Raw genomic sequence first — 12234 nt, forward strand, 5'->3', positions numbered from 1 at the left:
CCGATGGTGTTTTTCACCTACCTGAATGTGAAAGTCATTCACATCCGCTTGCAATACAAGAGCGGGCTCTCAAAGTCAGAAGCTACCAGCCTTAACAATGAACTCCCCCTAAACAGCGGTTGAAGAGGGCGAGGAGCTGTCGCTGCTATTTCTCGACAACTATGTATGTGGCTCACGCAATATCAGACATGTGGTGCCAATACTTTTTCAGAAGTTCCTGCCTCAGCGTCAGTACACATATCTGGCATTTTGTCTGCCCAGGGCTGTGCTCGTTCCAACTGACCAGCCAGACTGAACAGTAAGGCATCTCCCCCCATCGCGGCGGTAAACTGGACTCCAACCGGAAGGTTATCCCTGCTCCAGTGTAAAGGTACAGACATGGACGGTTGCCCGGTCATATTTGCCAACTGAGTGAATGGCAGTTTATCCAACATATCTCGCGCCATCTTATCGACAATGCCTGCCTTAAGGCTTAACCAGCTCATTCCGGGAATAGCCAGCAACTTCATGAAAACCTGATCGGCTTTAGAGGGATATAAGGAGCCTACCGGCTGAGGAACATCTGCCAGAGTAGGGGTAAGAATCACATCAAACCTGTTATGCAGCTCGCCAATAGAGCGACGCAGGTCATTCCAATAAACCTGACTTAACAGAAAGTCCCGGGCTTTGACCTGGCTACCAATCTTATACAGTGACCGGGTTGCCAGTTCGATATCCAACTTATTGACAGCCACGCCTGTTAGTTGAGAGAGCCCCACAACATCAGCAGCCGTATTACACAGCAACATGGTCAGGAAGCTGGATGCCAACTGCTCACTGTCCAACCCGAGATCAACCTCTTCAACATGGTGCCCCAGATTCTGCAATAACCGAACGGTATTATTCAGCCCATCGATACATTCCTGACTGACTGGAGAGCCAGTCGGGCTCTTACAGGTAAAACCAATACGCAGTGGCTTTGGATCTTTTCCTGTAGCGGCCAAGAAACCCTGCTCATGTTTTACCGGGAAAGGGGCACCGCAATCCATACCATTGGTAACATCCAACATTGCTGCGCTGTCTCTCACAGAACGAGTAAGCACATGCTCACTGACAGCACCACTCCAGGCATCAGAAAGATACGGCCCCATAGGTTGCAAACCACGACTTGGCTTTAAACCGAACAGGCCACAGCAGGATGAAGGAATACGAATAGAGCCACCACCATCCCCCCCCAGATGCCATAGGAACAATACGCGCTGCAACTGCAGCCGCTGTACCACCACTGGAGCCACCGGGTGTTCTATCGGTATTCCATGGATTACGAGATGGGCCATTAGCTTTTGGTTCAGTAATCCCCATCAATCCCAACTCAGGAGTGTTAGTCTGCCCGAGAATCACCAGTCCGGCTTTGCGAAAACGTTTCACCAGCTCAGAATCAACTGGAGGCCGATAGTTCTTCATAGCACCACTGCCAAACCCTAGAGGCTCTCCACCGATGGCAGCCATAAGATCTTTAGTCAGAAAGGGAACACCGGCAAAAGGAGCATCCGAATCAGCAGCTTTCATTTCTATGCGAGCTTTATCAAAACGGGTGCGGATCACAGCATTTAAGGCAGGGTTATGTTGTTCAATTTGCTGAACACTGAAATCGAATGCCTCCTCCCTGCTTATCTGACCAGTACGGATAAGTTCAGCAAGCCCGGTGGCATCATAATTTTGCAGTGAAGAGTTAAACGACACAATAATATTACTTTGTTTGTTGTCAGAGGCAGACATTAAACGTTGTTTATTTTTTTTCTTCAATCACCTGTCAAGATTACTTCTGAATGAGTCGGTAGTGTTCCAATAGCGCTGCGGCATTAACTTTCACTAATAAACCACCACAACTTTTCTTATCAACCGATTGCTGATCAAGTGCACTACCAAGAGAAAGCCCGCCATCCACACTCTTTCGCTTCATTCCAGCAGTCATTAATGCTCTGTTTCCCTGAAAAAACTCCAGAAAGACTGCTGGCAGCTCATTAATTTTTAAAAACCGCTCTCCAGTGGCCGGACACAAAGCAAATAAACGATCTAAAGAAGCTCTATTCTCGTTTATACAACGCAATGTGTGTAACGCAAAAATACCACAGCCGACATAATCCCTCTGCTGCAAAAAATCGGGAGCAATCACAGAAACCTGACAATCAGGAAAAGCTTTACCGATCTCCTTTTGAAGTGATTCTCTTGTTTTTTTAGCCACGCCACTATCTGGCTTTAGAGTCTCGTTAATAAATACCCGCACCTTTTTATCTTTGGCATTAAAACGGAGAATAACGGCGATGCAATGACAGGTTTTGGTCTCGAAGAGCATCTCACACTGAAAATTTTTACCCTTATTATCCAAGGCCTTCACATAGCTGGCCATATCAGGCAAGGAATAAAAACAGGGAATCTCTTTTTCAGTTTCCCGTTTAAAAATACAAGCTATCTCAGCTGCTGTGAGATGCGGCTCACCGGTTGCAGGTGAATCTGTTTTTGAAGCCGGAACTCCCTCTTGCAGCAAAGGCATAGGAACAGAGGTGATATTCTCAGGAAGCGCCCAGGACACCATCTCCCACGATAACTTTCCATCAACCTCAGTACAGCAATAACAAATATTAGCTCCGGGTGGAATGGACTCCTGCTCCAGCTTCAGTCCACGCTTTCCTGCACACAACAGAATTTCCCTGGGAGCATTATTAACAATGGTTATGAGTTTTCCCCGGTCACCTTCTTTCAGATTTGGAAGCTGTAAATTAAAAGGCCACTCACTGCCTTTATAAACAAAACCAGCATGACTGGAATTACCAAACTTCAACTGGCTCCCATTCTCTGTTACCGGTATCAACTCACTCTCTTTTTTCAGTTCGGCTGCAGGTGAATGTTTATGCCAGCGCATAATTGTTCTTTCTACATCCGGCTGAGCTGCGCTGGGAAGCTTTCGCTGTTTTAACAGTGTTGATCGTTTGAGTTCATTAACCGACAGCTGACTGCCAGCCAAGCCACTTAAAATAAATGCACCCGGTTTGATAGAAAGATCTTCCTTGAGCTCGTTTAAAATTTTAATTCGCTCAACTCGTGAGGAGACTCGCAGGGAGTGCCTCACTTTCATTGGAGGTGAATGAACTCTTTCTCGATAACGATTGGGAGGGTGTCTTACAGTCCTGGGAGATTTTCTGATCATTAAATTGAGCCTTTGATCTATTAAAGACTAATAGACCAAAGACCCAACCAATAATTCTCTTACAGTATTGTTAGCCCGGAATATGGGCTAACAAGGCGGTTACGTTATTCTACAACCTCAAAGCCCAACCCAGCGTGGGCAGTCAGGCGTTTGAACATACGCTCATCAAAGATTGTTGCTGTTGTCCAAAAGCCGCCTGCCTTCTCCTCTTTGGAAATATCCAGCGCAAGGCTTAACCCGGCCTGCCCCAACATTTTGCTGGTAGAACCATAGCCAGGGTCACGATCACCAGTGACTTTTGTTCGAAGCTCTTTGCCATCAGCGGTAAGGCCGACAAAACGCAGGTCGTAATAACCTTTTTGCTGAGCTTCAGGGGAAGGCCCCTCACCCGGTTTGGGCAGCATATAGCTTTCCATCAGCCAGCGTGTAGGTTTGATAACAGCGCCCACCATAAAGGCTCCCAAGCCTGCCACCATGGTTATAGCGGTCATCCGGCCTTTGAATTCACGACCGGTCAACATGGCTTCGTCATAGCGGAAATCAACACCATAAGCATTGCCAGACAAAGCATTAGAACGATGGACAACACGAGTATTAATGGCTGCCATCACAAACGGGGCAGACCAACACTGAAAGTCTTTGTCAAACACTGCAGATTTCACATTACGCTGACGAGCAGTGAATGTGTGGTCAGGCGGGCAAATTGAATAAGGATTAGCCAGCTCTTTCCTGAGAGCTGGATTGGCAATCGCTTCCTTGGTGACATTGATAATGCTGGCAATAGTCCCGCCGGACGCACCACCCTTGGCAGCTTTCACCCGCATTTTCACATCAGTACAGGGAGCGCCGAACTTCTCCTGAGCTGTTTTCTGCAGAAAAGCCACACCAAGATCAGAAGGGATGGAATCAAAACCACAGCAGTGAACAATACGGGCACCCGTCTGTTTTGCCTTGGCTTCAAACCGGTCCACCATACGTTTGATCCACTGGGTTTCACCGGTGAGGTCACAATAGTCCGTGCCATTTTCAACACAGGCTTTCACCAACGTGGTGCCATACAGCGCGTAAGGACCAACGGTTGAGATAACAACCTTGGTTTTTTTACACATGGCCTGCAGAGCGGCTTCATTGTCAGCATCGGCAATGAGCAAAGGAGTATCTGTAGCACCGGTTTCAGAACGAACCTGTTCCAGCTTGGTTTCCGAACGCCCAGCCATGGCCCAGGGCACTTTGTCTTCAGGGTGTTCGTTGAAGTGATCAACCAAATACTTCACCAGTATCTGCCCTACAAAACTGGTGGCTCCGAAAACAACCAGATCATATTGAGGAGTACTCATAACTCAGCCTCTGTTATCGTTTTTATCGCGAGTTTTCGACTGCTAACTCTACGTGAAGCATGACCTCTCTGCATCCCTGAGTTAGTATCTCCGCCACAGTTAATATCTCCGCCACAGAGAGCTTCGCTCACTCTCAATACGCTAAAGGATGACAAGCAGTGCATATAACTCTCACCCGCCCTGATGATTTCCACCTGCACCTAAGAGATGGCGATGCACTGGCCACCACAGTTCCCGCTACGGCCAATACTTTTGGTCGCGCCATCATCATGCCGAACCTGAAACCACCGGTCACAACGGCAGCACAGGCGGCTGAATACAAACAACGGATTATGGCTCATGTTCCAGAAGGTTCTGGTTTTGATCCATTGATGACTCTGTACCTGACGGACCAAACCTCTCCAGAAATCATTCATGAAGCTCAGGCCGGTGGTGATGTTCGCGCGCTGAAACTTTATCCGGCCGGAGCTACAACGAACTCCGACTCAGGTGTAACCGCACTGGATAATGTTTTCCCAGCTCTGGAAGCCATGATTGATGCAGGCATACCTTTGCTGGTTCATGGTGAAGTGACAGACTCAGATATTGATATTTTTGACCGGGAAAAAGTCTTTATCGATCGCCACCTGATTCCTCTGGTTACTCGTTACCCAGAACTGAAAGTGGTACTGGAACATATCACCACTGTGGACGCTGTGGCTTTTGTCAGTGAAACCGGTGCTAATGTTGCCGCAACGATTACTCCGCAACACTTGATGTATAACCGTAATCATATGCTGGTGGGTGGTATTCGCCCTCACTACTACTGCCTGCCAATTCTGAAGCGCAATATTCATCAGCAGGCTCTGGTGAAAGCGGCTACCAGTGGCGATTCCAAGTTTTTCCTGGGTACTGATTCCGCTCCCCATACCCAAGACACCAAGGAAACTTCCTGCGGCTGTGCTGGCTGCTACTCTGCCTTTGGTGCCATAGAACTCTATGCAGAAGTGTTCGAAAAAGAGAACGCTTTGGATAAGCTGGAAGGTTTTGCCAGCCACTTTGGCGCAGATTTCTATGATATTCCGCGAAACACAGATACCATTACCCTGGTGAAAAAAGAGCAACTGATTCCTGAGTCCATCCCCTTTGCAGGAAGTCAGGTCGTTCCTCTTAAGGCTGGAGAACATTTACAATGGTCCCGGTCTGTTTAAATTGAATTACTCCGAATAAGGCAATGATGTGAGCCATTCTGACCCGAAAACCCTGATGTCCGAACGTTTCCGGGGCTTTCTTCCAGTTGTTATTGACGTTGAAACTGGCGGTTTCAACGCCAAAACCGACGCGCTTCTGGAAATCGCCGCCGTAACCGTCGGTATGGACGAGCAGGGATTTGTCTTTCCGGAGTCCCGTGAGTCCAGTCATGTGGTCCCGTTTGATGGTGCGAATATTGAGAAATCCGCCATCGAGTTTATTGGTATTGACCCATTCCACCCTCTGCGTATTGCTTCGCCGGAGGAGGAGATCCTCGGGACAATCTTCAAAACCGTTCGCAAGGCAATGAAACGTTACGGCTGTACCCGCGCGGTGCTGGTTGGCCACAATGCTTCGTTTGATCTTGGCTTCCTCAACGCAGCTGTGGAACGTTGCGATATCAAACGGAATCCATTCCATCCGTTCTCCTGCTTTGATACGGCAAGCCTCTCAGGGCTGGCATATGGCCAGACTGTTCTGGCTCGCGCCTGTGATGTGGCCGGTATTCCTTTCGATAAGGAAGAAGCTCATTCAGCCCGTTACGACACTGACCGTACAGCAGAATTGTTCTGCGGCATTGTAAACCGCTGGAAAGAGCTGGGTGGCTGGATCGACTAACCCAGAGCATAATTTCGCCTATTCACGAAACCCTGGTCGACCATTCTGCCGGGGTTTATTTTTTTAGGGAATCAAACGCAAGGCACGTATCAATACCTACTTTTATTTTCAACCCAAAGAACGGTATTGTGAAAAAGGGAGAATTATTCCAACGACGAGTAACATCATGAGATTGCCACCTTTTGCGGTGCTGTCGGCACCCGAACAATACAGTATAACTCTGTCAGCCTCTTTTGATTTGTCTGCTTCTCTGCACGCTTCCCACCTGTATCATCACTGATTGTTATTTTTGTCACGCCTGACAAAAGATCTGTGATCGGCTTCTGAGCCTTCAAATACTTTTACAACATGCCGGACCTTCCGAACTGAGCCATAGTTTGTTCTAAGCAGACTATTTTCAGGCTGCGTGATTATTTAGCCGACAACAAGACTCATACAAAAACTCAGGTTTACTTTCAATGAATGCAGTTGTGATTGCTGTTCTCGTAATGCTCGCCATGAGCCTGGCGCGCATGAATGTTGTTCTGGCGTTACTCGTTGGTGCGATTACTGGCGGTATCGCCGGTGGCATGCCTATAGCTGATACTCTGGCCAGTTTCAGTGGCGGCCTGGCTAATGGTGCCAGTATTGCTTTGAGTTACGCATTGCTGGGTGCCTTTGCCATGGCAATTTCCAAGTCGGGAGTGCCAGTGGCTTTGGCTGGCCGTATTATCACATTTATCCACAGTCGCCGCAGTGGTCACCGCTCAGCAGGCATTGCACTCATGCTATGCCTGATACTCATGGCCATCGCATCACAGAATATTATTCCTATCCACATCGCTTTTATCCCTATTCTGGTGCCGCCCCTGCTTGGGCTATTAAGTAAACTTCAATTAGACCGCCGGGCCATAGCCTGCTGCCTGACTTTTGGTTTAACGGCTACCTACATGCTGTTGCCCATTGGCTTCGGAAATATCTACCTGATTGAAATTCTGGCAGGCAACCTGCGAACGAATGGTCTCGAAATCAGCAATAGCGCGATTCCTTCCGCCATGATGATTCCAGTATCCGGCATGTTTCTCGGGTTGTTAATTGCGGTTTTCTGGACTTATCGCAAGCCGCGTAATTATCGCACTGAAGATGAAAATGTTTCCGCCAATGATGTTCCAGAAAATATTTCTGCTACCAAAGTGGCAGGCATTGTTCTCGGTATCCTTGCAGCACTGATGGTACAGCTTGGCAGTGGTTCTATGGCCATGGGAGCTTTAGCTGGCTGCATAACTATGCTGGTCTTCAAGGTGATGAAATGGCAAGAGGCAGATAACACCTTTATCGATGGTATGAAAATGATGTCCTACTGTGGATTCATCATGATCAGTGCCGCCGGTTTTGCGGAAGTAATGCGCGCAACAGGAGATATTAATACGCTGGTCAGCTCAATCAGCGGACTGTTTGTAGGCCAACAAGCTTTGGGAATTCTTATGATGCTGGTTGTTGGCTTGTTGATTACTCTGGGCATTGGTTCATCTTTTTCTACTGTTCCCATTATTGCTGCGCTCTATGTGCCTTTAGGAATGGAAATGGGGCTCTCTCCTTTGGCTATCGCGGCCCTGGTTGGTACAGCTGGCGCTTTGGGAGACGCAGGCTCCCCTGCATCAGACTCCACAATAGGTCCCACCGCAGGATTAAATGCAGACGGCCAACACGACCACATTCGTGACTCCGTTCTGCCAACCTTTATCCACTTCAATATTCCACTGGTTCTGTTTGGCTGGCTGGCGGTGATGGTGCTGTAAGAAAAACAGCTCAACCCTGGTAACCAGTGTCAGATTGGCTATTGCCCGGATTGCATTATCAGGAGTTGCCCGTTTTGCGAAATCATCATCAGGGGGGAAGGAAAACTATATAGCCAAAGTACTGTGGATATATCTGTTAGCACATTACAGTCAATGGATGCTAACCCAGAATAATCACAGGGTTTCCCCCCTTAGAAACGGCTCTTGAAAGGCAAAACCACTCTGTAACAGCCGTGAATTATTGACTGCATTTTTCAATCCAGAGTCGGAGAAATATGTTTAGAAACTGAACAGCAAGAAGAGAAAAACAGAGAAGAATTATGAGGCTATCCCTTAAATATATGAAGTTAATTTCAACCCTGCAATAGCCAGCAAACTATTTTTTATAAAATGTGAGAAAAACAATGAACTTACTGTGTCAGCACTTGCCATCCCTGAAATTCTCAACACATAATCAAAGCAGGCCTGCCCGTAATCCATAGCTGTCTGGCAGTGCTGTAAGCTCATTTGAGCTGGTGGCCCTGACAAGGCCAAACGTACCAACACCGGCCCTGCTTGTGATCCAAGTGCCGGCGCCGGTGACGTTAAGGGAAGAAGGAGCAGCTATGCATGACGCAGTGACGCTGGAACCAACCAAGTCGCCCCATCGCACGACCTATGTCCTGGACAGTAATGTCCTGATCCATGATCCCAACTCACTACTGAACTTCGAAGAACACCAGGTCATCATCCCTATCACAGTTCTGGAGGAACTGGACAAGCTCAAAAACGGAAAACAGACAATAGCCGCCGACTGTCGTCAGGCTATTCGCTTGATAGACAGCATTGTTGGTTCAGCAACCCCCGAGGAGATTGAGAAAGGAGTTCCCATAACCCGCGGAGAAAAAAGTCCACCATCTGGCGCCCTGTCGATACAGATGAACAGTGCGCCACCTAATGTCACCATGCTTCCCACAGACCTCAACGACAATCGCATCATTAACGACATCTGCCACCTTCAACGCCAGCACCCGGAAGATGAGTTTGTGCTGGTTACCAAAGATATCAATATGCGCCTCAAAGCCCGTGGCTGTGGCTTGATGGCCGAGGACTACCATAGCGATCAACAAATTTCTGATGTCAGCCTTTTACCCCGTGGATTCCTGGAACTGGATGGTAGTCTCTGGGATCGTCTCAACAAGGTAGAAACAGAACAGCATAAAGGCAGAACCCTGCATACCATTCCCAAACTGGAGGTTTTCGGGAATCCGGGCATAAACGAATTCATTCTCGACAAGCAGGACTTTGTCGGGCGAGTTGTCAGCACCTTCGTTGACGACAAGGGCGACGGCCAACTCGTGCTTGAGCATATGGATCGGGAGAAACTCCTCCACCGCAAAGCCTGGGGTTTGCAGCCATTAGATATCCACCAAGCCCTGGCACTGCACCTGTTGCTGGATCCAGACATTCAACTGGTAAACCTGAACGGCCCGGCCGGCTCCGGTAAAACAATTCTCGCTCTGGCTGCCGCTATCGAGATGACTGTTGCCGACCAGCAGTACCGCAGGATTATTGCCACCCGCAGCACCAAAGGTCTGGACGAAGATATTGGTTATCTTCCTGGTACGGAAGCGGAAAAGATGGAACCCTGGTTAGGGGCCATTACCGATAATCTGGAAGCTTTGCACAACGATGATGAAAGTACCCGCAGTAGCGTGGATTACATCCTTGACCGGGTGCCCATTCAGTTCAAATCCCTGAACTACATCCGTGGTCGCAGCTTCCAGCACAGTCTCATTATTATTGATGAATGCCAGAACCTGACACCACACCAGATGAAAACCATCATCACCCGTGCAGGCTATGGCAGTAAGGTGATTTGCCTCGGCAATCTGGCGCAGATCGACACTCCCTACCTGAACCCGTCCAGTTCCGGACTCACCTATCTTACTCAACGTTTTCGCAGTTTCGACCACGGAGGCATGATTCAACTCGAAGGAGTTCCCCGCTCTGCTTTAGCAGCTTTTGCTGAAGCCAATCTTTAATCACTGACGGCCCCAGCCGGATACAATTCCTGTATCTGGCTGGAACCTGTACTCCTGTCATTTTGAACTTTGCTTAGGCGCCTGAATCGTATGCTGAATTGAGAACGCCCTTAATGACGACCGGGATACATCGCTTCAATCTCTTTGCGGAAACGCTCCATAATCACCTTTCTGCGTAATTTCAGAGTTGGTGTCATTTCGCCTTTTTCCAGAGAGAACTCACGGTTCAACAACGTGAACTTTTTAACCTGCTCAAAACGAGCCAGCTCGCTTTGCAACTGCTCAAGTCGTTTATGGAACATCTCCTGAATATCGCTGTGACGCAGAAGCTCCATACGGTTTTCAAACTTTACGCCAATAGAGTGAGCATACTCTTCCAGAGCTTCAAAAGCTGGAACAATCAAGGCAGACACATATTTGCGGGCATCGGCAATAACCGCCACCTGCTCAACAAAATGATCCCGTACCAGAGCACCTTCTACAACCTGGGGCGCAATGTATTTACCACCAGAGGTTTTCATCAGATCTTTCAAACGTTCGGTCATTACCACATTACCGGCTTCATCAATGTAGCCAGCGTCACCAGTCCGGAACCAACCATCTTTAGTAAAGGCTTCAGCCGTAGCTTCCGGCTTGTTGTAGTAACCGCGCATGACAGTATCTGATTTTATCTGTATTTCATTTTCTTCACCGATACGCATTTCAACACCAAGAAGTGGCTGCCCTGTTGTTCCAAACTTAAAGCCAGAATCTTCGTAACAGGAAACAGTAGCCGTGGTTTCACTCAGGCCGTAACCAATTTTGATGTGAATACCGATACTCTGGAAAAACAGATTAATATCGTCAGCTAGTCGTGCGCCACCACATGGGAAATAGCGTATCCGCCCACCCATTGCTGCACGGAGTTTGGAATAAACCAGTTTTTCACCAATAGCACAGGAAAACTTTAGCAATGGCCCAGCTGTTTTCCCCTGTTGCTCCAGAAGAAAACGTTTCTCTGCACAGCCAACGGCCCACTTGAAAAGCTTCTTCTTTCCGCTAGGCGCTGTTTCAACCTTCGCAAAAATAGCTGTGTGCATTTTCTCGTAGAGTCGGGGAACGGCACACATAACCGTTGGGCGAACACTGCTCATAACATTTTTAATGTCAGTTTGATCGCGCATATAAATGTTCTTCGCACCACGGTAGAGAACGTAGTAAGTCCATGCCCGTTCAAACACATGGCTCAGAGGCAGAAAACAAATCGAGACGTCATCTTCCGTCAGTGTTAAACGACTGTCGTGAGACTTGAAGCCTGCTGCTATATTGGTGTAATCCAGCATAACTCCTTTAGGTTCGCCGGTTGTACCGGAGGTATAAATCAGTGTCAGGAGATCATCCATACACATACCTTCCAAACGGCTTTGCAGTTCGGCTCTCTCGGCACGGTCTCCATGGGCGTTGACAAACGCCTGCATGTGGCAGGCTTTTTCAGAAGAACGCAGGTCAATGCTGGCATCCATGGCAATGATGCGTTCCAGCTCTGGATTATCAGCACTGATTCCCAAAGCCGCATCAAACTGTTCCTGTTCGCCCACAAACAAAATACGGGCACCAGCGTCTTTGATAATGTACGCCGCCTGTTTGGCCGTGTTGGTTGGGTAAATGGGAACAGAAACTCCGCGGCACCACAGGGTAGCAAGGTCGGCAACTGTCCACTCTGGCATATTGCGGGAGAAAATGGCGACTTTCCCCTGAACGTCCAGGCCTGCAGCAATCAAGGCAAGGGCGAGTTCTTCGACTTGCACTCCGAGTTCAGCCCAGCTGATATCCTGCCCATCACTGCTGTTTGCATAACAAAGAGCAGGACGATTCTGATACTTGCTGATACGCTCACGCAGCAGGCTGACAAGGTGATAACTGGAAAGTTGAAACATAAAGCAGGCGCTTGTTACTTCTGGCCAAAATGTAGGAGGAGTCTCTATTGGAGAGAACCAGTGGTCAATACGGTATGTCACCTGTTGGAACAAAAAGAAACAGTTGGAGTCTAGCATTGACAGAACTATCCTCAGGGGGGGGGG

Annotated in this window: 9 protein-coding genes; 4 read left to right on the top strand and 5 right to left on the bottom strand. The window is 48.3% G+C overall.

Features of this window, described 5'->3' with window-relative positions; translation table 11 throughout:
• Positions 1-182: 182 nt before the first annotated feature.
• The 4 genes from QMA35_RS08265 to QMA35_RS08280 all read right to left on the bottom strand — a co-directional run bounded on the left by QMA35_RS08265 (position 183) and on the right by QMA35_RS08280 (position 4524).
• Positions 183-1217, bottom strand: a complete 1035-nt coding sequence (locus QMA35_RS08265) for an amidase family protein (protein WP_281646679.1) — start codon at positions 1215-1217, stop codon at positions 183-185.
• Positions 1111-1758 (bottom strand): amidase, encoded by a 648-nt coding sequence (locus QMA35_RS08270; RefSeq protein WP_281646668.1) that lies wholly within the window; start codon positions 1756-1758, stop codon positions 1111-1113. Before QMA35_RS08270 ends, QMA35_RS08265 begins: the two co-directional genes overlap by 107 nt.
• A gap of 40 nt (positions 1759-1798) precedes the next feature.
• Entirely contained in the window at positions 1799-3187 is a 1389-nt protein-coding gene (locus QMA35_RS08275; protein WP_281646669.1) for a YopJ family acetyltransferase, read from the bottom strand.
• 104 nt (positions 3188-3291) lie between these two features.
• Positions 3292-4524, bottom strand: coding sequence for a saccharopine dehydrogenase NADP-binding domain-containing protein (locus QMA35_RS08280; RefSeq protein ID WP_281646670.1), 1233 nt, complete (start codon positions 4522-4524; stop codon positions 3292-3294).
• Between the two features lie 164 nt (positions 4525-4688).
• Here QMA35_RS08280 and pyrC point away from each other — a divergent pair, with 164 nt between their 5' ends.
• From pyrC to QMA35_RS08300, 4 genes are all read left to right on the top strand, one after another.
• Positions 4689-5714: a dihydroorotase gene (gene pyrC / locus QMA35_RS08285; protein ID WP_281646680.1), complete on the top strand. Its 1026-nt coding sequence runs from the start codon at positions 4689-4691 to the stop codon at positions 5712-5714.
• Positions 5715-5742: 28 nt separating this feature from the next.
• Positions 5743-6372 carry a ribonuclease T gene (gene rnt, locus QMA35_RS08290; protein WP_281646671.1) on the top strand — a complete coding sequence of 210 codons (630 nt, stop codon included), beginning with the start codon at positions 5743-5745 and terminating at the stop codon, positions 6370-6372.
• Positions 6373-6830: 458 nt separating this feature from the next.
• Entirely contained in the window at positions 6831-8150 is a 1320-nt protein-coding gene (locus QMA35_RS08295) for a Na+/H+ antiporter NhaC family protein (protein ID WP_281646672.1), read from the top strand.
• Between the two features lie 605 nt (positions 8151-8755).
• Positions 8756-10174: a PhoH family protein gene (locus QMA35_RS08300; RefSeq protein ID WP_281646673.1), complete on the top strand. Its 1419-nt coding sequence runs from the start codon at positions 8756-8758 to the stop codon at positions 10172-10174.
• Between the two features lie 110 nt (positions 10175-10284).
• Here QMA35_RS08300 and QMA35_RS08305 read toward each other — a convergent pair whose 3' ends face one another.
• Positions 10285-12090, bottom strand: a complete 1806-nt coding sequence (locus tag QMA35_RS08305; RefSeq protein WP_281646674.1) for a long-chain fatty acid--CoA ligase — start codon at positions 12088-12090, stop codon at positions 10285-10287.
• Positions 12091-12234: the final 144 nt, after the last annotated feature.

Source organism: Parendozoicomonas sp. Alg238-R29 (assembly GCF_947331445.1).
Taxonomy (GTDB): domain Bacteria; phylum Pseudomonadota; class Gammaproteobacteria; order Pseudomonadales; family Endozoicomonadaceae; genus Sansalvadorimonas.

Coding starts and splice junctions, on each gene's coding strand:
- QMA35_RS08270 (WP_281646668.1), bottom strand. CDS start 1,758: ATGTCTGCCTCTGACAACAAACAAAGTAATATTATTGTGTCGTTTAAC.
- QMA35_RS08275 (WP_281646669.1), bottom strand. CDS start 3,187: ATGATCAGAAAATCTCCCAGGACTGTAAGACACCCTCCCAATCGTTAT.
- QMA35_RS08280 (WP_281646670.1), bottom strand. CDS start 4,524: ATGAGTACTCCTCAATATGATCTGGTTGTTTTCGGAGCCACCAGTTTT.
- QMA35_RS08295 (WP_281646672.1), top strand. CDS start 6,831: ATGAATGCAGTTGTGATTGCTGTTCTCGTAATGCTCGCCATGAGCCTG.
- QMA35_RS08300 (WP_281646673.1), top strand. CDS start 8,756: ATGCATGACGCAGTGACGCTGGAACCAACCAAGTCGCCCCATCGCACG.
- QMA35_RS08305 (WP_281646674.1), bottom strand. CDS start 12,090: ATGTTTCAACTTTCCAGTTATCACCTTGTCAGCCTGCTGCGTGAGCGT.